At 64.3% G+C, this 22,132-nt stretch carries 20 protein-coding genes and 1 riboswitch; of the genes, 11 read left to right on the forward strand and 9 right to left on the reverse strand.

The window, feature by feature from the left end:
• Nucleotides 1-87: 87 nt before the first annotated feature.
• From B3361_RS10395 to tkt, 5 genes are all read right to left on the reverse strand, one after another.
• On the reverse strand, nucleotides 88-417 hold the full coding sequence (locus B3361_RS10395) for an MliC family protein (protein WP_054904963.1): 330 nt from the start codon (nucleotides 415-417) through the stop codon (nucleotides 88-90).
• A gap of 114 nt (nucleotides 418-531) precedes the next feature.
• Nucleotides 532-783: a hypothetical protein gene (locus B3361_RS10400; RefSeq protein ID WP_047149951.1), complete on the reverse strand. Its 252-nt coding sequence runs from the start codon at nucleotides 781-783 to the stop codon at nucleotides 532-534.
• The gene (locus tag B3361_RS10405) at nucleotides 783-1,946 is read right to left on the reverse strand and encodes a phosphoglycerate kinase (protein WP_009681377.1); all 1,164 of its coding nucleotides are present in this window, start codon (nucleotides 1,944-1,946) and stop codon (nucleotides 783-785) included. The genes B3361_RS10400 and B3361_RS10405 overlap by 1 nt, the downstream gene beginning before the upstream one ends.
• Before the next feature lie 12 nt (nucleotides 1,947-1,958).
• Nucleotides 1,959-3,020 carry an erythrose-4-phosphate dehydrogenase gene (gene epd, locus B3361_RS10410; RefSeq protein ID WP_009681378.1) on the reverse strand — a complete coding sequence of 354 codons (1,062 nt, stop codon included), beginning with the start codon at nucleotides 3,018-3,020 and terminating at the stop codon, nucleotides 1,959-1,961.
• Between the two features lie 179 nt (nucleotides 3,021-3,199).
• On the reverse strand, nucleotides 3,200-5,197 hold the full coding sequence (gene tkt / locus B3361_RS10415) for a transketolase (RefSeq protein WP_029886254.1): 1,998 nt from the start codon (nucleotides 5,195-5,197) through the stop codon (nucleotides 3,200-3,202).
• 250 nt (nucleotides 5,198-5,447) lie between these two features.
• Between tkt and B3361_RS10420 the strand changes: the two genes are divergently transcribed.
• From B3361_RS10420 to B3361_RS10435, 4 genes are all read left to right on the forward strand, one after another.
• On the forward strand, nucleotides 5,448-6,440 hold the full coding sequence (locus B3361_RS10420; protein WP_009681380.1) for an ArsR/SmtB family transcription factor: 993 nt from the start codon (nucleotides 5,448-5,450) through the stop codon (nucleotides 6,438-6,440).
• A gap of 18 nt (nucleotides 6,441-6,458) precedes the next feature.
• On the forward strand, nucleotides 6,459-7,649 hold the full coding sequence (gene metK, locus B3361_RS10425) for a methionine adenosyltransferase (protein WP_054904964.1): 1,191 nt from the start codon (nucleotides 6,459-6,461) through the stop codon (nucleotides 7,647-7,649).
• A gap of 144 nt (nucleotides 7,650-7,793) precedes the next feature.
• A complete protein-coding gene (gene ligB, locus B3361_RS10430) occupies nucleotides 7,794-9,482 on the forward strand; it encodes an NAD-dependent DNA ligase LigB (protein WP_054904965.1) in 1,689 nt (562 codons plus the stop codon).
• A gap of 134 nt (nucleotides 9,483-9,616) precedes the next feature.
• Nucleotides 9,617-10,009: a DUF1090 domain-containing protein gene (locus B3361_RS10435; protein ID WP_054904966.1), complete on the forward strand. Its 393-nt coding sequence runs from the start codon at nucleotides 9,617-9,619 to the stop codon at nucleotides 10,007-10,009.
• Nucleotides 10,010-10,106: 97 nt separating this feature from the next.
• Here B3361_RS10435 and B3361_RS10440 read toward each other — a convergent pair whose 3' ends face one another.
• The gene (locus B3361_RS10440; RefSeq protein ID WP_029886256.1) at nucleotides 10,107-10,565 is read right to left on the reverse strand and encodes a c-type cytochrome; all 459 of its coding nucleotides are present in this window, start codon (nucleotides 10,563-10,565) and stop codon (nucleotides 10,107-10,109) included.
• 119 nt (nucleotides 10,566-10,684) lie between these two features.
• Between B3361_RS10440 and B3361_RS10445 the strand changes: the two genes are divergently transcribed.
• Nucleotides 10,685-11,836, forward strand: coding sequence for a murein transglycosylase A (locus B3361_RS10445; protein WP_054904967.1), 1,152 nt, complete (start codon nucleotides 10,685-10,687; stop codon nucleotides 11,834-11,836).
• A gap of 57 nt (nucleotides 11,837-11,893) precedes the next feature.
• On the opposite strand, the gene B3361_RS10450 is transcribed toward B3361_RS10445, so the two are convergent.
• Both B3361_RS10450 and B3361_RS10455 read right to left on the reverse strand, forming a co-directional pair.
• Nucleotides 11,894-12,280, reverse strand: a complete 387-nt coding sequence (locus tag B3361_RS10450; protein ID WP_009681388.1) for an MAPEG family protein — start codon at nucleotides 12,278-12,280, stop codon at nucleotides 11,894-11,896.
• 28 nt (nucleotides 12,281-12,308) lie between these two features.
• A complete protein-coding gene (locus B3361_RS10455) occupies nucleotides 12,309-13,142 on the reverse strand; it encodes an EamA family transporter (RefSeq protein ID WP_009681389.1) in 834 nt (277 codons plus the stop codon).
• A 199-nt stretch (nucleotides 13,143-13,341) separates the two neighbouring features.
• On the opposite strand from B3361_RS10455, the gene B3361_RS10460 reads away from it, so the two are divergent.
• Nucleotides 13,342-14,577, forward strand: a complete 1,236-nt coding sequence (locus B3361_RS10460; RefSeq protein WP_286920201.1) for a cation:proton antiporter — start codon at nucleotides 13,342-13,344, stop codon at nucleotides 14,575-14,577.
• 32 nt (nucleotides 14,578-14,609) lie between these two features.
• Here B3361_RS10460 and B3361_RS10465 read toward each other — a convergent pair whose 3' ends face one another.
• A complete protein-coding gene (locus B3361_RS10465) occupies nucleotides 14,610-15,011 on the reverse strand; it encodes an acyl-CoA thioesterase (protein WP_009682837.1) in 402 nt (133 codons plus the stop codon).
• A gap of 178 nt (nucleotides 15,012-15,189) precedes the next feature.
• Nucleotides 15,190-15,286: riboswitch (S-adenosyl-L-homocysteine riboswitch) on the forward strand.
• 20 nt (nucleotides 15,287-15,306) lie between these two features.
• Between B3361_RS10465 and ahcY the strand changes: the two genes are divergently transcribed.
• The 5 genes from ahcY (at nucleotide 15,307) to B3361_RS10490 (ending at nucleotide 21,953) form a co-directional block, all read left to right on the forward strand.
• Nucleotides 15,307-16,716 (forward strand): adenosylhomocysteinase, encoded by a 1,410-nt coding sequence (gene ahcY, locus B3361_RS10470; protein WP_029887594.1) that lies wholly within the window; start codon nucleotides 15,307-15,309, stop codon nucleotides 16,714-16,716.
• Nucleotides 16,717-16,980: 264 nt separating this feature from the next.
• The gene (metF, locus tag B3361_RS10475) at nucleotides 16,981-17,826 is read left to right on the forward strand and encodes a methylenetetrahydrofolate reductase [NAD(P)H] (protein ID WP_009682835.1); all 846 of its coding nucleotides are present in this window, start codon (nucleotides 16,981-16,983) and stop codon (nucleotides 17,824-17,826) included.
• Nucleotides 17,827-17,919: 93 nt separating this feature from the next.
• Entirely contained in the window at nucleotides 17,920-18,996 is a 1,077-nt protein-coding gene (locus B3361_RS10480; RefSeq protein WP_054904968.1) for a hypothetical protein, read from the forward strand.
• A gap of 56 nt (nucleotides 18,997-19,052) precedes the next feature.
• Nucleotides 19,053-19,841 carry a substrate-binding periplasmic protein gene (locus B3361_RS10485; RefSeq protein ID WP_286920202.1) on the forward strand — a complete coding sequence of 263 codons (789 nt, stop codon included), beginning with the start codon at nucleotides 19,053-19,055 and terminating at the stop codon, nucleotides 19,839-19,841.
• 219 nt (nucleotides 19,842-20,060) lie between these two features.
• Nucleotides 20,061-21,953 (forward strand): DEAD/DEAH box helicase, encoded by a 1,893-nt coding sequence (locus B3361_RS10490; protein WP_054904970.1) that lies wholly within the window; start codon nucleotides 20,061-20,063, stop codon nucleotides 21,951-21,953.
• Nucleotides 21,954-22,132 lie beyond the last annotated feature (179 nt).

Genomic DNA, 22,132 nt, shown 5'->3' on the forward strand with positions numbered 1-22,132 from the left:
CCCGACAAGCGTCGTATGTTTCGTGCAAGCCTGCCGCAGGGGCGGTTGCTGTTCAAGTAGTGTGGGCCGCCATTGCGGCCCGGCCAGTCACGGTGCCTTGCAGCCCCGCCCAATCAGATCGTTGGTTGCCACCCAGTACACCAGGCCTTCTTCGCCCTTGGTGTGGAAGGCCAGCATGCCATCGCTGTACAGCGCGCCCGAAGCACCTGGTTCGGCCTTGAGCCGGTAAACCTGGTCACCACCGCCCAGGCGCACGTCGACCTGGTTACGCTGGGCATCGGCGAAGCGCCACAGCACCTCGGCCTGGGTATCGCAGACCCAGCGGGTCCAGTTGTCTGCCGGGGCGGGTTGCGCCGGCTGCAGCAGTGAGCAGCCTGCCAGTGTCGCCAGGACCGTCACGGCCAAAAGCGCTTTCATTCAGTTTCCTCGATTTGGGGCTGCTTTGCAGCCCTTCGCGGGCTTGCCCGCGAAGGGCGCACAGCGGCCCCTTTCCAAGACCACAAATCAGCCTTCAGGTTGCCAGTTACCCGATCAAGGGCAACCCGGCGCCTTGCGCTGGTGGTCTTCGTCGTACTTTTCCAGGCCTTCCGGGCCCACACGCTTGCTGATCACCGGCACGGTCTCGGCCTGCCACTCGGACTGGTAGCAGCCGCCCTTGGGCGGCTGCGCCGGGTCGTCAGGCGAAGCCGGGCTGCCGGAGCACGCGCTCAGCAGACCCGCCAGCAGCATCACAGGCAATTGCTTGACCATCAGGCCACTCCCTTTGCCAGGCGCCGAAGTCATCAGGCCTTGGCCCGCTCTTCCAGAATTGCCACGGCTGGCAGGACCTTGCCCTCGACGAACTCGAGGAACGCGCCGCCACCGGTAGAAATGTAGGAGATTTCCTTGCTAACGCCATATTTGTCGATGGCCGCCAGGGTGTCACCGCCACCGGCGATGGAGAACGCGTCGCTGTCGGCGATGGCCTTGGCCAGCACCTGGGTACCCTTGCCGAACTGGTCGAACTCGAACACGCCGACCGGGCCGTTCCACAGGATGGTCTTCGACGACTTCAGCAACTCGGCGAACTGGGCTGCGGTTTGCGGGCCGATGTCTAGGATCATGTCGTCGGCAGCAACATCGGCGATGGCCTTGACGGTGGCTTCGGCATCTTCGGCGAACGCCTTGGCGACCACCACGTCAACCGGCAGCGGCACATTGACCTTGGCAGCGATGGCCTTGGCCGTGTCGACCAGGTCCGGCTCGTACAGCGACTTGCCGACAGGGTGGCCGGCAGCGGCCAGGAAGGTATTGGCAATGCCACCACCGACGATCAGCTGGTCGCAGACCGCGCTCAGGCTGTTCAGCACGTCCAGCTTGGTGGAAACCTTGGAGCCGGCGACGATGGCCGCCATCGGCTTGGCCGGCGCTTTCAGGGCTTTGCCCAGGGCATCCAGCTCGGCAGCCAGCAGGGGGCCTGCAGCTGCAACCTTGGCGAACTTGGCCACACCGTGGGTCGAGCCCTCGGCGCGGTGCGCGGTGCCGAACGCGTCCATGACAAACACGTCGCACAGCGCAGCGTACTGCTGGGCCAGCTCGTCGGCGTTCTTCTTCTCGCCCTTGTTGAAGCGCACGTTCTCGAACAGCACCAGCTCACCGGCCTGCACCGCGACGCCGCCCAGGTAATCGGCAACCAGCGGCACCTCGCGGCCCAGGGCCTTGCTCAGGTACTCGGCAACCGGCTTGAGGCTGTTTTCGGCAGAGAACTCGCCTTCGGTCGGGCGGCCCAGGTGCGAGCAGACCATTACCGCCGCGCCCTTCTCCAGGGCCAGCTTGATGGTCGGCAGCGCTGCCAGGATGCGCGCGTCGCTGGTTACCACACCGTCCTTCACAGGCACGTTGAGGTCTTCGCGGATCAGTACGCGCTTACCTTGCAGGTCGAGGTCGGTCATCTTCAACACGGTCATGAATGCAGTCCTTCAGGGCTGTTTATTGCGGGTTGGGTGAACGACGTGCAGATAGTGTTCGGCAACGTCGAGCATACGGTTGGCGAACCCCCATTCGTTATCGAACCAGGCCAGCAGGTTGACCAGGCGGGGCCCGGCAACACGCGTCTGGCTGGCATCGACGATCGCCGAATGCGGGTCATGGTTGAAATCACAGCTGGCATGCGGCAGCTCGGTGTAGGCCAGCAAGCCTTTCAGCGGGCCGGCCAGCGCGGCCTCGCGCAGCACCCGGTTGACCTCGGCGGCACTGGTGTCGCGGGCGGTCTGCAGGGTGATGTCCAGGCAAGACACGTTGACGGTCGGCACGCGTACCGCTTTGGCCTGGATTCGCCCGGCAAGTTCCGGAAGCAGGCGCTCGATACCGCGCGCCAGACCAGTGGACACCGGTATCACCGACTGGAAGGCCGAACGGGTGCGGCGCAAGTCTTCGTGGTGATAGGCGTCGATCACCGGCTGGTCGTTCATCGCCGAGTGGATGGTGGTGATCTGCACGTACTCGATGCCGAACGCCTGGTCCAGCACACGCAACAGGGGCACGCCGCAGTTGGTGGTGCAGGAGGCATTGGAAACCAGCCGCTCCTGGCCGGTCAGGCAAGCCTGGTTGATGCCATACACCACGGTGGCATCGACATCGGCCTCGCTGGCCATGGGCTGGGAGAACAGCACGCGCGGGGCACCGGCATCGAGGAAGCGCTGGCCGTCGGCGCGGGTGTTGTAGGCACCGGAGCACTCCAGCACCAGGTCGATACCCAGGGCAGCCCAATCGATGCCTTCGGGGGTGGCGCTGCGCATGACTTTCACGCAGTCGCCATTGATGTGCAGGCAGTCGCCGTCGACCTTCACCTGGCCAGGGAAGCGGCCATGGGTGGAGTCGAAGCGAGTCAGGTACTCCAGGCTGGCCTGGTCGGCCAGGTCATTCAGCGCAACGATCTCGAAACCGGCCTTCGCCCCCCGCTCGAACAGCGCGCGCAGGACACAGCGGCCGATACGGCCATAACCGTTGAGTGCAACTTTGTAGGGACGCAGGTGGGGCATTCGTTGGCTCGCTAACGCATGATGGCGGTTGGGGCCGCGTGGCGGCCCATCGCGACGCAAGGCCGCTCCTACAGGGTGCGGCATGCGCAGTACCCTGTAGGAGCGGCCTTGTGTCGCGATGGAGGGCAAAGCCCTCCCCTTGCACGACCTGAAGGGCGTCACTGCCCTCCCGGGTTACATCAGTCTTCCAGCAGCTCTTCGGCAGTACCGAGGATGTTCTCCAGGGTGAAGCCGAACTCCTCGAACAGGGCCGAAGCCGGCGCCGACTCACCGTAGGTGGTCATGCCGATCACGCGGCCTTCCAGGCCGACGTACTTGTACCAGAAGTCGGCGTGGGCGGCTTCGATGGCGATGCGCGCGCCCACTTCCAGCGGCAGCACGGACTGCTTGTAGGCTGCATCCTGGGCATCGAACACGCTGGTGCACGGCATGGAAACCACGCGCACCTTGCGGCCCTGCTCGGTCAGCTTGTCGAAGGCCTGAACCGCCAGGCCCACTTCCGAACCGGTGGCGATCAGGATCAGCTCAGGCTCGCCTGCACAGTCCTTGAGCACATAGCCACCACGGCTGATGTCGGCGATCTGCTGCGCGCTGCGCGCCTGGTGCTGCAGGTTCTGGCGCGAGAAGATCAGCGCCGAAGGGCCGTCCTTGCGCTCCAGGGCGTTTTTCCAGGACACAGCGGATTCAACGGCGTCAGCCGGGCGCCAGGTGTCCAGGTTCGGCGTGCTGCGCAGGCTGGTCAGCTGCTCGATCGGCTGGTGGGTAGGGCCGTCTTCGCCCAGGCCGATGGAGTCGTGGGTATACACATGGATCACGCGCTGCTTCATCAGCGCCGACATGCGCACGGCGTTGCGGGCGTATTCCATGAACATCAGGAAGGTCGCGCCGTAAGGCACCAGGCCGCCGTGCAGGGCAACACCGTTCATGATGGCGGTCATGCCGAACTCGCGTACGCCATAGAACACGTAGTTGCCGCTGGCGTCATTGGCTTCGACGCCCTTGCAGCCCTTCCACAGGGTCAGGTTGGAGCCGGCCAGGTCGGCCGAACCGCCGAGGAACTCGGGCAGCAGCGGGCCGAAGGCGTTCAGGGCGTTCTGGCTGGCCTTGCGGCTGGCGATGGTTTCGCCCTTGGCAGCCACTTCTTCGATGTAGGCCTGGGCCTTGGCACTGAAGTCGGCCGGCAGTTCGCCGCGGGTACGGCGCTTGAACTCGGCAGCCAGCTCCGGGTAAGCCTTGGCGTAGGCGTCGAAGCGCTGGTTCCACTCGGCTTCGACCTGGGCACCGGCAGCCTTGGCATCCCACTCGGCATAGATGTCGGCCGGGATTTCGAACGGGCCGTAGTTCCAGTTCAGGGCCTGGCGGGTCAGGGCGATTTCGTCGTTGCCCAGCGGTGCGCCGTGGCAGTCTTCCTTGCCCTGCTTGTTCGGCGAACCGAAACCGATGGTGGTCTTGCAGCAGATCAGGGTCGGGCGATCGCTCTTGCGGGCGGTTTCGATGGCGGTCTTGATCTCGTCGGCGTCATGGCCGTCGACATTGCGGATCACCTGCCAGTTGTAGGCTTCGAAGCGCGCCGGGGTGTTGTCGGTGAACCAGCCGTGCACTTCGCCGTCGATGGAGATGCCGTTGTCGTCGTAGAAGGCGACCAGCTTGTTCAGGCCCAGGGTGCCGGCCAGCGAGGCGACTTCGTGGGAGATGCCTTCCATCATGCAGCCATCGCCCAGGAACACATAAGTGTTGTGGTCGACGATGGTGTGGCCGTCACGGTTGAACTGGGCAGCCAGCACTTTTTCTGCCAGGGCGAAGCCCACGGCGTTGGCGATACCCTGGCCGAGCGGGCCGGTGGTGGTCTCCACGCCCGGGGTGTAGCCGTATTCCGGGTGGCCCGGGGTGCGGCTGTGCAGCTGACGGAAGGCCTTGAGGTCGTCGATCGACAGGTCGTAGCCGGTCAGGTGCAGCAGCGAGTAGATCAGCATCGAGCCGTGGCCGTTGGACAGCACGAAGCGGTCGCGGTCGGCGAAGTGCGGGTTGCTCGGGTTGTGTTTCAGGTAGTCACGCCACAGTACTTCGGCGATATCCGCCATGCCCATGGGGGCACCTGGGTGGCCGCTATTAGCCTTTTGCACGGCATCCATGCTGAGGGCGCGAATGGCGTTGGCACGTTCACGACGGCTGGGCATCGCTGGTCTCCTGGGGGGCTTGTAGAGGTGGTGTCACGAAAAAGACGACCATTTTCGCCCACTGGGGGGCTTGGGGCAAACATTTAAGCGCCAAGCGGCCAGCTTTAAGCTTCAAGAAAGAAGCAGGGGACGAGCCGGACTGCTCTGGAGCCTGTAGCGTGCAGTTTGAAGGCTGCAACTCATCGCCAATATCAAAACTTTTTGATATTGGCCTTGCTAGGGCACCAATGCCTGACTAGACTGCCCGCCCATGAACCTCCGTGTGCAATCGATCCCCGAGCAATGCGAAACATTGGCCGCCCTGTGCAAGGCCAGTGGCGACGCCTTGCGCCTGAACGTGCTGCGAGCCCTGGCCAACGACTCGTTCGGTGTACTGGAGCTGGCCCAGATCTTCGGCATCGGGCAGTCGGGCATGAGCCACCACCTCAAGGTGCTGGCCCAGGCAGAGCTGGTCGCTACCCGCCGTGAAGGCAATGCCATCTTCTACCGCCGCGCCCTGCCCGACAGCCTGCGCCTGGGTGGCCGGCTGCACGCGGCGCTGCTGGAAGAGGTGGATGCCCTGGCCCTGCCGGCCGATGTGCAGGCGCGCATCGCGCAGGTCCAGCAACGCCGCGCGGTCACCAGCCAGGACTTCTTCCTGCGCGTGGAAGAAAAGTTCCGCGCCCAGCAAGACCTGATCGCCGGCCTGCCGCAGTACCGCGAGAGCCTGCTGGCGCTGCTCGACAAGCTGCATTTCGACCCGGCGGCCAGTGCCCTGGAAGTCGGCCCCGGCGACGGTGGTTTTCTACCCGACCTGGCCCGGCGCTTTGCCCACGTCACTGCACTGGACAACAGCGCGACCATGCTCGAACTGGCGCGCCAGGTGTGCCAGCGCGAGGGGCTCGACAATGTGACCCTGCAGTTGGCCGATGCACTGGGTGCCACGGATGTGGCCGCCGACTGCGTTGTGCTGAACATGGTACTGCACCATTTCAGCGACCCGGCCCTGGCCTTGCGCCAGCTGGCCAAACGGGTGAAGGCAGGCGGCAGCCTGCTGGTCACCGAGTTGTGCAGCCATGACCAGGGGTGGGCCCGCGAAGCCTGCGGCGACCTGTGGCTTGGCTTTGAACAGGACGACCTGGCCCGCTGGGCCAACGCGGCCGGGCTGGCCCATGCGGACAGCCTGTACGTGGGCTTGCGCAACGGTTTCCAGATCCAGGTCCGGCACTTCCAGCGCACGGCTGGCGACATACACCATCGGTAAATTTCAGGAACCTTCGAGTTGAGCGAATACTCCCTTTTCACCTCCGAGTCCGTGTCCGAAGGGCATCCGGACAAGATCGCCGACCAGATTTCGGACGCAGTCCTCGATGCCATCATCGCCCAGGACAAATACGCCCGCGTAGCGTGTGAAACACTGGTCAAGACCGGTGTCGCCATCATCGCCGGCGAGGTCACCACCTCGGCCTGGGTCGACCTGGAAGACCTGGTGCGCAAAGTCATCATCGATATCGGCTACAACAGCTCCGACGTCGGCTTCGACGGCGCCACCTGCGCCGTGATGAACATCATCGGCAAGCAGTCGGTAGACATCGCCCAGGGCGTCGACCGCTCCAAGCCGGAAGACCAGGGCGCCGGCGACCAGGGCCTGATGTTCGGTTATGCCAGCAACGAAACCGAAGTGCTGATGCCGGCGCCTATCTGCTTCTCGCACCGCCTGGTCGAGCGCCAGGCCGAAGCACGCAAGTCCGGCCTGCTGCCATGGCTGCGCCCGGATGCCAAGTCGCAGGTCACCTGCCGCTATGAAAACGGCAAGGTCGCAGGCATCGACGCAGTGGTACTGTCGACCCAGCACAACCCTGAGGTTTCGCAGAAAGACCTGCAAGAAGCGGTGATGGAGCTGATCGTCAAGCACACCCTGCCTGCCGAACTGCTGCACAAAGGTACCCAGTACCACATCAACCCGACCGGCAACTTCATCATCGGTGGCCCGGTGGGCGACTGCGGCCTGACCGGCCGCAAGATCATCGTCGACTCCTACGGCGGCATGGCGCGTCACGGTGGTGGTGCGTTCTCCGGCAAGGACCCGTCCAAGGTCGACCGCTCCGCCGCCTACGCCGGCCGCTACGTGGCCAAGAACATCGTCGCCGCCGGCCTGGCCGAGCGTTGCGAGATCCAGGTGTCGTACGCCATTGGCGTGGCCCAGCCGACCTCCATCTCGATCAACACCTTCGGTACCGGCAAGGTCTCCGACGAGAAGATCATCCAGCTGGTGCGCGAGTGCTTCGACCTGCGCCCGTACGCGATCACCACCATGCTCGACCTGCTGCACCCGATGTACCAGGAAACCGCTGCCTACGGCCACTTCGGCCGTACCCCGCAGCAGAAGACTGTCGGCGACGACACCTTCACCACCTTCACCTGGGAGCGTACCGACCGCGCCCAGTCGCTGCGTGACGCTGCTGGCCTGTAAGTTTTCCTGCAGCGCTGGACGAAAGCCCCTGCCGAGCGATCGGCAGGGGCTTTTTCATGACATATCGACTCACAATCGCTTACCGGCAATGCCTGCCAGCTTGCCTACGCTGAGGGGCCAACCCGCCATGCAAGGATGCAGGCCATGCCGCTCATGCTGTTCATCACCCTGCTCGGGGTGCTCGCCGCGCCACTGGCGCACGCCAGCTCATGCCCCGGCTGGAACCCCCAGCAAGTCGCCAGCGAGGTTGCCCAATTGCGGAAAACCCTTGGCAGCTGGGACGACCACTACCATCGCCAAGGCATTGCCTTGGTACCTGATGAGCTTTATGACCAGAGCCGCCAACGCCTCGCGCAGTTGCAGCAGTGCTTCGGCCTGGCCGGTGGCCCTGCGCCCCTGGCCAACGCGGGCGGCCCGGTACCCCACCCCATCCCCCACACGGGCATCGACAAGCTGCCCGACCGCCACGCCGTGCAGCGCTGGCTGGCCGGCAAGGCCGATGTCTGGGTCCAGCCCAAGGTCGATGGTGTGGCGGTGTCGCTCATTTACCGAGAGGGCCGCCTGGTGCAGCTGATCAGCCGGGGCAACGGCGCCCAAGGGCACGACTGGAGCCGCCACATCCCCCAGCTGGGTAGCATCACCCGCCAGCTGCCGCAGGCCATGGACCTGCAGTTGCAAGGTGAGCTGTACCTGCGCTTGAACGCGCATGTTCAGGCCCAGGCGGGCGGCGCCAAGGCGCGCGATACCGTGGCCGGGTTACTCGCCCGCAAGCGCCTGAGCAGCGAACAGGGCGAGGCGGTGGGCCTGTTCGTCTGGGACTGGCCGCAAGGCCCCGAGCAACAGGCCGAACGCCTCGCGCAGCTGGCACAGCTGGGCTTTGCCGACAGCCAGCGCTACAGCGTTGCCATCAATACGCTGGATGAGGCGGCCCAGTGGCGTGAACACTGGTACCACGCTGCCCTGCCCTTCGCCAGCGATGGGGTGGTGCTGCGCCAGGGTAGCCGGCCACCCGCTGAACGGTGGCAGGCCAAGGCACCGTACTGGCTCGCCGCCTGGAAGTACCCGTACATGCAAGCATTGGCCGAGGTTCGCGACGTGCGCTTTCGGGTCGGTCGTACCGGGCGGGTCACGCCCGTGCTGCACCTGCTGCCGGTAACCCTCGACAACCGACGGGTCACGCAAGTGAGCATGGGTTCGCTGGCGCGCTGGCACAGCCTGGACGTTCGCCCTGGGGACCAGGTGGCGGTGAGCCTGGCCGGGCTGACCATTCCGCGCCTGGAGCAGGTGGTACACCGCGCTGTCGAGCGCGTGCCGGTAGCGGCACCGGCAGCCGGCCAGTATCACGCCCACAGCTGCTGGCAAGCCAGCGTGGGCTGTGAAGAACAGTTCATTGCCCGCCTGGCGTGGCTGAGCGGCAAGCACGGCCTGGCCCTGCCGCGCACCGGGCCGGGCACCTGGCGCCGGCTGGTCGCAGCCGGGCTGGCAACCTCGCTCACTGACTGGCTGCAACTGGATGCCACACGCCTGAGCGAGGTTGCAGGAATCAGTGCGCGAACGGCAGCCCAGTTGCGCAGCAGTTTCGACAATGCCCGCACCCGGTCGTTTGACCAGTGGCTGCGGGGGCTGGGCGCTCCCCTGCCCAATGGCATGCAGATTACCGGCGACTGGCAAGCACTGGCGGCCCGCACGGCTGACACTTGGCAGGCATTACCCGGCATTGGCGAAAAGCGCGCACGACAACTGGTGGATTTTTTTGCAGCCGCCGAGGTGCGAGCCATAGCAACGCAGTTGGGCGAGCACGGTATCGAAGGCTTTGAGCGCCTTAAGCAATGATTTTTTACCAATTAGCCTGTAGGAAATTCCTGAGATTCAAGCGGAAATACCCGGCAAGGGTTTCTAAAAGGACAAAACCAAGGCAGGATTTCACCCTAATTTTTTGCTGCCCCGCCCCGTCCAGGAGGCTTTTCATGAAACGTATTTCCACCCTTTTCCTGCTCGCGACCTTTGCGGCGGCCGCAGGCACCGCCCAGGCCGCCCAGCCGGATGCCGGCCTGACTGGCTGCGCCGCCAAGCGCAGCGCCATCGAGAACCAGCTGAAGATTGCCCGTGACCACGGCAACAGCGACCAGGTCGCAGGCCTGGAAGCAGCGCTGCGCGGAGTCGACAACTGCACCGACGCCAGCCTGCGCAAGGAACGCGAGCAAAAGGTGCTCGACGCCCGTCATGAAGTGGCGCAGCGCGAAAAAGACCTGAAGAAGGCCGAGAAAAAGGGCGACGCCGAGAAGATCAACAAGCGCAAGGACAAACTCGCCGAGTCGCGCAAAGAGCTGCAGGAAGCAGTAGACGATCTCGACCGCTGAGGTATCTGACTTGCAAGTGCGGTCTTTGTGGGAGCGGCCTTGTGCCGCGCCCACAGAAGCATGTGCAAGCCTCAGGTTTGTGCAAACAGCACAGCCATCAATGATTGCGGAACTCGCTATGGCAGGCCTTGCAGGCCGCCTCGACCTTGTCCATCGGCGCTTTCAGTTGCGCAGGGTCCAGCGGCTGCGTGCGGGTCACATCGACCAGTTCGCCGGTCACGCCTTCCAGCTGCCGGGCCAGCTCATGGAAGCGCGCCTGGCGCTCCCACACTTCGGCACGGGCACTGCTGTCACCGCCATCGCGTACCTGCGGGAAGTGCTGCCACGGCTGGTGCGAGAGGTTGTCCAGTTGCAGTGCACCGCCGGCAAACTTCACCCCGTCGAACGGCAACCGGCCACGCAACATGCCGCCCAGGTCTTCGCTGGTCTTGAGCATGTCCTTGAAGATGACCTTGCGCTTGCCCAGCGGCGAGTTGGGGTCAACCCGCTCGCAACCACTCAAGGCTGCACCCAGGGCCACTGCTGCCAGCACTACAACGGTCAATCGCTTCAACATGACGCTCACTTCGGCCTGCGAAAAGGGGCGGCCAGTATCGCTGCCCCGCAGCCAAACACCAATAGCCACATAAAAAACAGGGGCGAATCTTCATGTTCGCCCACCACAGGAATGCACACATGAAATCTGCCCTGCGCCACCTGGCCTGGACATTCCCGGTACTGGCCCTGCTGGCTGGCTGCAATGGCGGCGAGAGCGCCAAGCCCGAGCCGCATGCGGTAGCCACCTACGCCCCCGCCACCTGGAAAGACCTGCCCGCAGTCAGTGACGACGACTTGCTGGCCGGGTTCTACGCCTGGCGCAGCGGTTGCGAAAAACTCAAGCGCGACCCGGTGTGGGCCGCGACCTGCGAAGCGGCGGGTAGCGCCCAGGCCAGTGCCGCGCAGGTGCGCACCTTCCTGGAGCAGAACCTGGAGGTCTACGGCCTGCGCTCGGCCGAGAACAACGCCAACGGCCTGATCACCGGCTACTACGAACCGGTCTACCCCGGCAGCCTGAGCCCATCGAAAACCAACCATGTGGCAGTTTACGGCGTGCCCGAGGACATGATCGTCGTCGACCTGGCCAGCGTGTACCCCGAACTCAAGGGCAAGCGCTTGCGTGGCCGCCTCGAGGGTCGGGTGCTCAAGCCTTACGACACCGCCGAGGTGATCAACCGTGACGGCGTGAAAGCGCCCGTGCTGGCCTGGCTGAGCGACCCGATGGACCTGCAGTTCCTGCAGATCCAGGGCTCAGGCCGGATCCAGCTGGAAGATGGCCGCCAGTTGCGCCTGGGCTATGCCGATCAGAACGGCCACCCCTACCGGCCGATCGGTCGCTGGCTGGTCGAGCAGGGCCAGTTGAAAAAGGACGAGGTGAGCATGGGCGCCATCCATGCCTGGGCCCAGGCGAACCCCCAGCGCGTCGCGGAGTTGCTTGCCAGCAACCCAAGCTACGTGTTCTTCAGCACCCGCCCGGACAGCAACGAGGGCCCGCGCGGTTCGCTGAACGTACCGCTGACCGCAGGCTACAGCGTGGCCATCGACCGCAAGGTGATCCCTCTGGGTAGCCTGTTGTGGTTGTCCACCACGCGCCCCGACGGCTCGCCGGTGGTGCGCCCGGTTGGCGCCCAGGACACGGGCGGCGCCATTGCTGGCGAAGTGCGTGCCGACCTGTTCTGGGGTACCGGGCCCGAGGCCGGCGAGTTGGCGGGGAACATGAAGCAGCAAGGGCAGATCTGGATGCTCTGGCCCAAGGGCCAGCCGCTGCCAGAGGTGCCCAAGGTTCCTTGACGTTGCACGGGCCCTGCGAGGGCGGCTTCAGGCGCGCCACAGGGCCCACGCAGACCTTCAGATGGAAACCACGAAGAACGCCACGATGATCGCCAGCCCGGCCAGCCATACCAGCGAGCGCAAGGCAGCCCAGTCGGCCAGGTAGCAAATGATGTAGAGCAGCCGGCTGGTGATGTACATCACCCCCAGCACATCCTGGGTCACCTGCTCGGCATTGCCGACAATGTCTGCCACCAGCACGGCTGCGGCGAACGCCGGAAATGCCTCGTAGCTGTTCTGCTGCGCAGCATGCGCGCGGCGTGGCAGCCCGGACAGCGTATCGAGGAAGGCACGCGGGTCATGGTTGTCCCGCATGCCAAAGCGGCCACTGCTGACCTTGGCGATCAAGGCACACAGCGGCGGCAGGAACAGCGCGATCAGGATGCACCACAAAGCGACGGTCATAGGCAGGACTCCTTGTTCAGTCTTCAGGTCAGAGCTTCATTACCAGCATGCCGGCCAGCACCAGCCCGCAAGCTAGGAGTCTTGGGCCGCCAAAAGGTTCTTTGAGGTAGCGCATACCCAGTAACACCACCAGCACCACGCTCAATTCCCGCAATGCCGCAGCCTCGGCCACAGAGCCCAGGTGCATGGCCCACAGCACCAGCGCGTAGCTGAACAGCACACAGAACCCTACCGCCAGCCCCAGGCGCCACTGGCTGCGCCAGAACGCTACGAAGGGCGCACGCCGCGCCACACTGGCCAGTAGCGGGAATGGCCAGGCACTGAGCAGGGTCAGCCACACCAGGTAATCCCACGGCTTGCCCCACAGGCGCACGGCCTGCCCGTCGAACCAGGTGTAGCACCCGATGCACAGGCCGATCAGGGCCACCACCGGTAGCATCGCCCAGGGCAGCCGGTCACCGCCGCCGCCCTGCCACAGTAGGCAGGCCATGCCGCACGGAATCAGCAGGATCCCGATGATCTGCTGCTGGCTCAGCGACTCCCCGGCAAACGCAAGCGTCAAGCCCAGCACCACCAGCGGCGACAACCCGCGCATCAGAGGGTAGACCAGGCCCAGGTCACCCACCCGGTAGGCCTGGATCAGCAGGTAGCGGTACAGCTGCTCGGCCAGCGCCGAAGCCAGCAGCCACGGCCAGATACTGGCCGGTGGCAGTTGCACGAACGGCAGCGCCAGCACGGCGAAGGCCAAGGCCACGGTGTCCATGCTGGCAATGACCAGCAGCCGCTCGCCGCTGAATTTGATCAGGGTGTTCCAGGTCGCGTGCAGCAGCGCAGCGACCAGCACCAAGGATGTTGCCAGCACGTCTTGTTTTCCTTATGGCTTTCGTGGCTGTGAATATAGAGCGTTCGCGGGCCATTGTGCGGCCAATCGCCGGCCCCAGAATGGGAACGTTCGCAACGAATTCGGTCAAAGGCTGTGTCCCGACCCCCTCGCCAGGTCATCAAAGAACTGCCCGAGCCATTCGGGTTACGACTTGGAAGCCACTGTTACAGGATTCGGGATGCTTGAATTAGTTGCCGCGTTTATCTGCCTGACCACCCTCCTCACCTATGTGAACTACCGTTTCATCGGCCTGCCGCCCGCCATCGGCGTGATGGTCACGGCGCTGCTGTTTTCCCTGATGCTGCAAGGCCTGAGCCTGATCGGCTTCCCTGGCCTGGAAGAGCGCGTCGAAGGCCTGATGAACCAGATCGATTTCAATGACCTGCTGATGCACTGGATGCTGGCATTTCTGCTGTTTGCCGGCGCCCTGCACGTCAACCTCACCGACCTGCGCAGCTACCGCTGGCCGATTGGGCTACTGGCGACCGTAGGCGTGCTGATTGCCACCGTGGTCATCGGCTACCTGTCGCATTGGGTGTTTGCCATGTTCGGCTGGCAGGTTCCGCTGATCTACTGCCTGCTGTTCGGTGCACTGATTTCACCGACCGACCCGATTGCCGTGCTCGGCGCGCTGCGTACGGCCAATGCGCCAAAACCCTTGAAGACCACCATCGTCGGCGAGTCGTTGTTCAACGACGGTACCGCCGTGGTGGTGTTCACCGTGTTGCTGGGCATCATCCAGCTGGGCGAAACCCCAAGCATCAGCGACACGGCGGTGCTGTTCGCCCGCGAGGCCATTGGCGGTGTGCTCTTCGGCGGCCTGATCGGCTACGCCACCTACCGCATGATCAAGAGCGTGGAGCAGTACCAGGTCGAGGTCATGCTGACCCTGGCACTGGTGATCGGCGGCTCGGCGATGTGCTACGAGCTGCACGTGTCGGCGCCGATCGCCATGGTGGTGGCGGGCCTGATCATCGGCAACCTGGGGCGCAACCTGGCCATGAACGACATGACCCGCCGCTACATGGACGGTTTCTGGGAGCTGATCGATGACATGCTCAATGCGCTGCTGTTCGCCCTGATCGGCCTGGAGCTGTTGCTGCTGCCGTTCAACTGGATGCACCTGGCCGCTGGCGGCGTGCTGGCGCTGGCGGTGCTGCTTTCGCGGTTGCTGACCGTGGCCCCGGCCATCGTGATGTTGCGGCGCTGGCGGCCGGTGCCCAAAGGCACGGTGCGGGTACTGACCTGGGGGGGCTTGCGTGGCGGGGTCTCGGTGGCCCTGGCGCTGTCGCTGCCCTTGGGCGATGAGCGCGACCTGCTGCTGTCGATTACCTACATCGTGGTGCTGTCGTCGATCCTGGTGCAGGGCTTGAGCATCGGCCGGGTGGTGCGCAAGGTCAGCGCCCAGCCTTGAGAATGCCGGGGCCGCTCTGCGGCCCCGTACGATCACTCGACGGCAGAATCCGGGAACTGGTCCTGCACATACTTGATCGCGGTTCGCCCATGGGCCGCCGGCAAGCCGTCTTCACCCAGGTTGACGAAGACCATCTTGTCCACGGTCAGGATGCTCTTGCGGGTGATCTTGTTGCGTACCTCGCATTTGAGGGTGATCGAGGTGCGGCCGAACTCCGTCGCGGTGATGCCCAGCTCGATGATGTCGCCCTGGCGCGAGGCACTGACGAAATTGATTTCCGACATGTACTTGGTCACCACGCGCTGGTTGCCCAGCTGCACGATGGCGTAGATCGCCGCCTCTTCGTCGATCCAGCGCAACAGGCTGCCACCGAACAGGGTGCCATTGGGGTTGAGGTCTTCGGGTTTAACCCACTTGCGGGTGTGAAAGTTCATCAGTACTCCTGACCTGCTTGGCTAACGTGCGCCCATGATGGCAGAGCAACTGCGATCGCTCCATTGCACATCGACTATCGTCGCGATTAATCGACAGAAAACCTTGGGCAAGCCGGCAGGCACGGCTATAATCTGCGCCGCTTCACATGGTTGCCCACAGCGGTGCCATGCCCGCCACCTGTCCGAGGGGCGCTGCAGCAGGCTAGGCCTGTCAGGCTCGGATGGGGCGTTGCTCGCTCTCGCGGGCGCTTAACGCACAACGGCGCCCATTCGCACACTACGAATGGAGGCTCTCATGAGCGCTGCAAACATGCCTGCTGGTTTTACCGATTTCAAAGTCGCCGACATCTCCCTGGCCGCCTGGGGCCGTCGCGAAACCATCATCGCCGAATCGGAAATGCCTGCGCTGATGGGCCTGCGTCGCAAGTACCTGGCCGAGCAACCGCTCAAGGGCGCGAAGATCCTGGGCTGCATCCACATGACCATCCAGACCGCCGTGCTGATCGAAACCCTGGTAGCCCTGGGTGCCGAAGTGCGCTGGTCGTCCTGCAACATCTTCTCCACCCAGGACCAGGCCGCCGCCTCCATCGCCGCTGCCGGTATCCCGGTGTTCGCCTGGAAAGGTGAAACCGAAGAAGAGTACGAGTGGTGCCTGGAGCAGACCATCCTCAAGGATGGCCAGCCATGGGACGCCAACATGATCCTCGACGACGGTGGCGACCTGACCGAACTGCTGCACAAGAAGTACCCGCAGGTACTGGACCGCGTGCACGGCGTGACCGAAGAAACCACCACTGGCGTGCACCGCCTGCTGGACATGCTGGCCAAGGGCGAGCTGAAAGTCCCGGCAATCAACGTCAACGACTCGGTCACCAAGAGCAAGAACGACAACAAGTATGGCTGCCGTCACAGCCTGAACGACGCCATCAAGCGTGGTACCGACCACCTGCTGTCGGGCAAGCAGGCGCTGGTAATCGGCTACGGCGACGTGGGCAAGGGTTCGGCGCAGTCGCTGCGCCAGGAAGGCATGATCGTCAAGGTCACCGAAGTCGACCCGATCTGCGCCATGCAGGCCTGCATGGACGGCTTCGAGGTGGTATCGCCGTTCATCGACGGTATCAACGACGGCAGCGAAGCCAGCATCGATAAAGCCCTGCTGGGCAAGATCGACCTGATCGTGACCACCACCGGCAACGTGAATGTCTGCGATGCCAACATGCTCAAGGCCCTGAAGAAGCGTGCCGTGGTGTGCAACATCGGCCACTTCGACAACGAGATCGACACGGCCTTCATGCGCAAGAACTGGGCCTGGGAAGAGGTCAAGCCGCAGGTGCACAAGATCCACCGCACCGGTGCCGGCAGCTTCGACCCGCAGAACGACGACTACCTGATCCTGCTGGCCGAAGGCCGCCTGGTAAACCTGGGCAACGCCACCGGCCACCCAAGCCGCATCATGGACGGTTCGTTCGCCAACCAGGTCCTGGCCCAGATCTTCCTGTTCGAGCAGAAGTTCGCCGACCTGTCGCCCGAGAAGAAGGCCGAGCGCCTGACCGTGGAAGTGCTGCCGAAAAAGCTCGACGAAGAAGTGGCCCTGGAAATGGTCCGCGGCTTCGGCGGCGTGGTCACCCAGCTGACCAAACAGCAAGCCGACTACATCGGCGTTACCGTCGAAGGCCCGTTCAAGCCGCACGCTTACCGCTACTAAGCGGCAGGGTTGGAGCTGCTAGCAGCGAGCAGCGAGCAGCGAGCAGCGAGCAGCGAGCAGCAAGTTGCAAGTTGCAAGTTGCAAGTTGCAAGTTGCAAGCAGAAGCAGACCGTGTTGCTGCTGCTTGTAGCTCCAGCCTTTTAAAACCTTGAACGATGACCAGCCAGACCGGCCATCACCGATCTGGCTTTTACTTGCAGCTTGAAGCTTGCCGCTTGCAGCTTGCAGCTTGCAGCTTGCCGCTTGCTGCCAGAGGAACGCCTGATGTCACAAGAACGCCGCTACAGTTTCGAGTTCTTCCCGACCAAGACCGATGCCGGTCACGAAAAGCTGATGGGTGTAGCCCGCCAGCTGGCTGCCTGCAACCCGGACTTCTTCTCCTGCACCTATGGTGCCGGTGGTTCGACCCGCGACCGTACGCTGAACACCGTGCTGCAGCTGGAAAGCGAAGTACAGGTACCGGCCGCCCCGCACCTGTCGTGCGTGGGCGACACCAAGGCTGAACTGCGCGCCCTGCTGGCCGAGTACAAGGCCGCCGGCATCAAGCGCATCGTGGCCTTGCGCGGCGACCTGCCGTCGGGCATGGGCATGGCCTCCGGCGAACTGCGCTACGCCAGCGACCTGGTCGAGTTCATCCGCACGGAAACCGGCGATCACTTCCACCTGGAAGTGGCTGCCTACCCCGAAATGCACCCACAGGCGCGCAACTTCGAGGCCGACCTGGGCAACTTCGTACACAAGGTCAAGGCCGGTGCCGACAGCGCCATCACCCAGTACTTCTTCAACGCCGACAGCTACTTCTACTTTGTCGAGCGCGCGCAGAAGCTGGGCGTGGATATCCCGGTGGTGCCGGGCATCATGCCAATCACCAACTACAGCAAACTGGCACGCTTCTCGGATGCCTGTGGCGCCGAGATTCCACGCTGGATCCGCAAGCAGCTGGAAGCCTACGGTGATGACACCGCAAGCATCCAGGCCTTCGGCGAAGAAGTCATCACCCGCATGTGCGAACAACTGCTGCAAGGCGGCGCACCGGGCCTGCACTTCTACACCTTGAACCAGGCCGAGGCGAGCCTGGCGCTGTGGAACAACCTCAAGCTGCCGCGCTGAAACTTTTTGGCAATGTCTGCTTAAGAAATGATTAAGGCTTTGGTCATAGACTAAGGCCTTGTTCTTTTTTGGGTTACACAGGTCTCGCCTGCCATGCAGCATCCCCAGCCATCTCGCCCACAGCTCGTCTACCTGGCTTTTGGCCCCGCGACCTATCATCAGGAAGCCTGTTTCAGCATCATCAGCGCCCTTGCCCAGCTCGGCAGTACCGCCAGCAGCGTCATGGACATCCAGGTCTACACCGACAACCCGCAACCCTATGCCGGGCTACCGGTCACCACTCATGTACTGGACGAGGCCACGCGCCAAGCCTGGAACGCCCCGCACGGCTACCACTTCCGCAGCAAGCATGTGCTGTTGCGCCAGGTACTGCGCCAGCACCCGCTGGCCGTACTGATCGACACCGATACCTTTTTCCGCAAGTCACCACTGCAACTGTTCGACCGGGTCGCGCCCGGCAAGCTGCTGTGCAACACCATCGGCCCGCACTATGGGGCGAACCCGAAGTGCCTGCTGTATAAAAACCTGCGGGCCCCTCTGCAGTCCCGCGGCCTGGCCGACTGCCAGATGCCCCTGGTCAACTCCGGGGTGATCGGCCTCACGGCCGCCGATGCGGGCACCCTGGACCGCTCCATCGACCTGATGGACACCCTCTACCCGCTGGCCCGCGAGGCCTACACCCTGGAAGAATTCTGCCTGGCAGTCGCGGCCCATGGTCACCTGCAGCTGGCGGCATGCTCCGACGTCATTCACCATTACTGGAGCCGCAAGGCGCAGTTCCGCGCCAAGATCCAGGCCTGGCTGGCCAAACATGGGCAACATCCACTCAGCCCGGCAGCGCTGGCCGACGTCGCCCTGGTCAACGACCAGCTGCCCCGGCCACCGGCCTTGCACCGCCTGGGCTACAAGGCATTGAGCCTGACCCTTCCGCCCCAGGAACGTCAGTTTGCCCGTGAGTTGCTGTACGGCTGCTACCCCTACGCCAACGAGTTCGACCGCGCCTGCGCGTCGGCCTGGTGGGACAAGGCCCTGGAAAACCTCAATGCCCGCCACGGCCCCACCGACCCCGAGCGCCTGCGCCAGTGCTTGCGCCACCCCGGGCTGCGCTTGTCGCTGGGGGAACGACGCAAGGACATCGAGCATCACCTGCTCAGGTCTTCCCACGCTTGAATGGCCCGGTGCCCTGCCCTCTGGCCTTGCACCGGCCGAGCGCGTAATCTCCCGGCATGCCCAACATCGCCCGGCTGTTCTGGATCCTGCTGCTCGTTTGCCTGAGCCCGTTGGCCCTGGGCGAACGCTTGCGCCTGGTCTCCGACGACTGGGCGCCCTACGTGTACCAGCAGGACGGCCATCCACGCGGCATCGACTACGAAGTGACCAACCTGGTGTTCGCCCGCCTCGGGGTCGAGGTGGAATGGCAGTTCCTGCCGTGGAAGCGTTGCCTGGCAATGGTCGAACAAGGCCTGGCCGACGGTATTGTCGATGTCTTCCAGACCGAGTCGCGTCAGTCCTACCTGGTCTACGCGCCAGAGCCCATGTCGGAGGTCGAGTTCATCCTGTTCCAGGCCAGTGTGCGCCGCCATGTGGTCAACCAGCTGGAAGACCTGGCCGGGCTTACCGTCGGCACCTCGCCCGGCTACACCTATGGCGCAGCCTTCAGCGGGGCCACCTACTTCAAGCGCGAAGCCGCGCCCACCCACGAAGCCAATTTCGGCAAGCTGATGCTGGGCCGTGTCGACCTGGCGATCACCGACCGCAAGGCTGGCCATTACCTGGCGCAGCAGCTGGGCCTGCAACGGCAGGTCGAGGCGCTGCCACTGGTGGTCAGGCGCCAGCACCAGTACCTGGCCCTGGTGCGCAAGCCGGGCCGCGAGGCACTGGCCGAGGCGTTTGCCGAAGAACTGCGGCGTTTCAAGCAGGAAGCGGCCTATACGGCGATCAGCAACCGCTACACAGGCGACACCAAAAACATTCTCAACGCCGTTGAGCAGCAGGAAAGCAGCACAGCGCGATAGCTCTGTTATACTCGGGCCTTCCCGCCCGGCTCACGCCCGGACGCTCGGCCTCGCAACAGGCATCCCGATCGGCACTGGCGCACCTTCGCGTCCACCCTCCGTTTCCCGGATGTGCAGTGAAAGCCCAGCTGGACCGGACGCGATCGCATCCCGACGATGCCCGTCGCGCCAGGCAGAACATCCCATACGGGCCCAGCCCAAACGAGAACAGGATCGCCCATGTCCTTTGCTTCCCTCGGTCTCTCCGAGGCTCTTGTCCGCGCTATCGAAGCTGCGGGCTATACCCAGCCGACCCCCGTGCAACAGCGGGCCATTCCCGCCGTGTTGCAAGGCCGCGACCTGATGGTTGCCGCCCAGACTGGTACTGGTAAGACCGGCGGCTTTGCCCTGCCGATTCTCGAGCGCCTGTTCCCGGCCGGCCACCCCGACAAGTCGCAGCGCCATGGCCCGCGCCAACCCCGCGTGCTGGTACTGACCCCGACCCGCGAACTGGCCGCCCAGGTGCATGACAGCTTCAAGGTGTATGCCCGCGACTTGCCCCTGGTCAGCGCCTGCATCTTCGGCGGCGTAGGCATGAACCCTCAGATCCAGGCCATCGCCAAGGGTGTCGACGTACTGGTCGCCTGCCCTGGCCGCCTGCTCGACCTGGCCGGCCAAGGCAAGGTAGACCTGGCCCACGTTGAAATACTCGTCCTGGACGAAGCCGACCGCATGCTCGACATGGGCTTTATCCACGACGTGAAGAAGGTACTTGCCCGCTTGCCTGCCAAGCGCCAGAACCTGCTGTTCTCGGCCACCTTCTCCAAAGACATCACCGACCTCGCCGACAAGCTCCTGCACAACCCGGAGCGCATCGAAGTCACCCCGCCGAACACCACCGTGGAGCGTATCGAGCAACGCGTGTATCGCCTGCCGGCCAGCCACAAGCGTGCCCTGCTGGCGCACCTGATCACCCTCGGTGCGTGGGAACAGGTGCTGGTGTTCACCCGGACCAAGCACGGTGCCAACCGCCTGGCCGAGTACCTGGAAAAGCACGGCCTGACCGCCGCCGCCATCCATGGCAACAAGAGCCAGAACGCTCGTACCAAGGCGCTGGCCGACTTCAAGGCCAACAGCGTCCGGGTACTGGTCGCCACCGACATCGCCGCCCGCGGCCTGGACATCGACCAACTGCCACACGTGGTCAACTTCGAGCTGCCGAACGTCGAGGAAGACTACGTGCACCGCATTGGCCGTACTGGCCGCGCCGGCCGTTCGGGCGAGGCCATTTCCATGGTCGCCCCGGATGAAGAAAAACTGCTCAAGAGCATCGAGCGCGTCACTCGCCAGCGCATTCCCGATGGCGACCTGATGGGCTTCGACGCCAGCCAGGTAGAAGCCGAAAAGCCCGAAGTACGCGAGCGCCCGCAGAACAACGGCCGCGGTGGGCGTAACCAGCAGGCCCGCGGCGAAGGTGGCAAAGACGCCAACGGCGGCCGCAAGGACAAGGGTAAGGACAAAGGCAAGGCCAAGCAGCAAACAGCTGAAAAGCCCGCCGACAAGGAAAAGAGCGGCGACAGGCAACAGCAGCCGCGCAAGCCGCGTGACAAGAAGCCGCGCCAGCAGCAACAAGCCAGCAGCAGCCCCAGCGTGCCGAAGGTTCCGGCCGACCGTGACCCGGAAGAGTTCCTGGACGACGAGATCGACAACTTCGGTAACCGCGCTGACTACGTCAGCCCCTACGAGGGCAAGAGCCAGGGCCGCAATCGTCGCCCGGGTGGCGGTCAGGGCCAGGGCCAAGGCAATGGTCAGCGCAGCAACACTGGTGGTCAGGGCCAGGCCCGTAGCGGCGGCCAGCAGCGCAGCGGCGGTAGCAGCGGCGAAAAACGCCCGCCGCGCGCCAACAACCGAGGCGGTGCCCGTCGTGATGGCGGCGCTGGCCGTGGTCGCCCGGCCCGTGACGATGCTGCCCGGCAGGAGCCAGCCGTGCGCAACCCGCGCCAGGCGGAAAAACAGCCGGTGATCATCCGCAAGGAATCCAAGCTCGACCGTTTCCCTACGCCTGAGCAGCTGGATGACTTGCCAAGCCGCCCCCGCGGTGAGCGCCCGGCGCTGCTGACCCGCAAGGGCTAAGCCCAGGTAGCAAAAAAAGACGCCGCCCGATGGGCTAATGCCAGTCTGTTAAGTAAGTTGGGGCCGCTTTGCGCCCCTTCGCGGGCACGCCCGCTCCCACAGGGGATCGCGCATTTCTTGAGTTCAGCGCAAAACGTGTGGGAGCGGGCGTGCCCGCGAAGGGCTGCAAAGCAGCCCCA

The sequence above is a fragment of the Pseudomonas sp. UBA6699 genome (assembly GCF_002454615.1).
Lineage (GTDB): Bacteria > Pseudomonadota > Gammaproteobacteria > Pseudomonadales > Pseudomonadaceae > Aquipseudomonas > Aquipseudomonas juntendi.

Coding starts and splice junctions, on each gene's coding strand:
- B3361_RS10395 (WP_054904963.1), bottom strand. CDS start 417: ATGAAAGCGCTTTTGGCCGTGACGGTCCTGGCGACACTGGCAGGCTGC.
- B3361_RS10400 (WP_047149951.1), bottom strand. CDS start 783: ATGACTTCGGCGCCTGGCAAAGGGAGTGGCCTGATGGTCAAGCAATTG.
- B3361_RS10405 (WP_009681377.1), bottom strand. CDS start 1,946: ATGACCGTGTTGAAGATGACCGACCTCGACCTGCAAGGTAAGCGCGTA.
- epd (WP_009681378.1), bottom strand. CDS start 3,020: ATGCCCCACCTGCGTCCCTACAAAGTTGCACTCAACGGTTATGGCCGT.
- tkt (WP_029886254.1), bottom strand. CDS start 5,197: ATGCCCAGCCGTCGTGAACGTGCCAACGCCATTCGCGCCCTCAGCATG.
- B3361_RS10420 (WP_009681380.1), top strand. CDS start 5,448: ATGAACCTCCGTGTGCAATCGATCCCCGAGCAATGCGAAACATTGGCC.
- ligB (WP_054904965.1), top strand. CDS start 7,794: ATGCCGCTCATGCTGTTCATCACCCTGCTCGGGGTGCTCGCCGCGCCA.
- B3361_RS10435 (WP_054904966.1), top strand. CDS start 9,617: ATGAAACGTATTTCCACCCTTTTCCTGCTCGCGACCTTTGCGGCGGCC.
- B3361_RS10440 (WP_029886256.1), bottom strand. CDS start 10,565: ATGTTGAAGCGATTGACCGTTGTAGTGCTGGCAGCAGTGGCCCTGGGT.
- B3361_RS10445 (WP_054904967.1), top strand. CDS start 10,685: ATGAAATCTGCCCTGCGCCACCTGGCCTGGACATTCCCGGTACTGGCC.
- B3361_RS10450 (WP_009681388.1), bottom strand. CDS start 12,280: ATGACCGTCGCTTTGTGGTGCATCCTGATCGCGCTGTTCCTGCCGCCG.
- B3361_RS10460 (WP_286920201.1), top strand. CDS start 13,342: ATGCTTGAATTAGTTGCCGCGTTTATCTGCCTGACCACCCTCCTCACC.
- B3361_RS10465 (WP_009682837.1), bottom strand. CDS start 15,011: ATGAACTTTCACACCCGCAAGTGGGTTAAACCCGAAGACCTCAACCCC.
- ahcY (WP_029887594.1), top strand. CDS start 15,307: ATGAGCGCTGCAAACATGCCTGCTGGTTTTACCGATTTCAAAGTCGCC.
- metF (WP_009682835.1), top strand. CDS start 16,981: ATGTCACAAGAACGCCGCTACAGTTTCGAGTTCTTCCCGACCAAGACC.
- B3361_RS10480 (WP_054904968.1), top strand. CDS start 17,920: ATGCAGCATCCCCAGCCATCTCGCCCACAGCTCGTCTACCTGGCTTTT.
- B3361_RS10485 (WP_286920202.1), top strand. CDS start 19,053: ATGCCCAACATCGCCCGGCTGTTCTGGATCCTGCTGCTCGTTTGCCTG.
- B3361_RS10490 (WP_054904970.1), top strand. CDS start 20,061: ATGTCCTTTGCTTCCCTCGGTCTCTCCGAGGCTCTTGTCCGCGCTATC.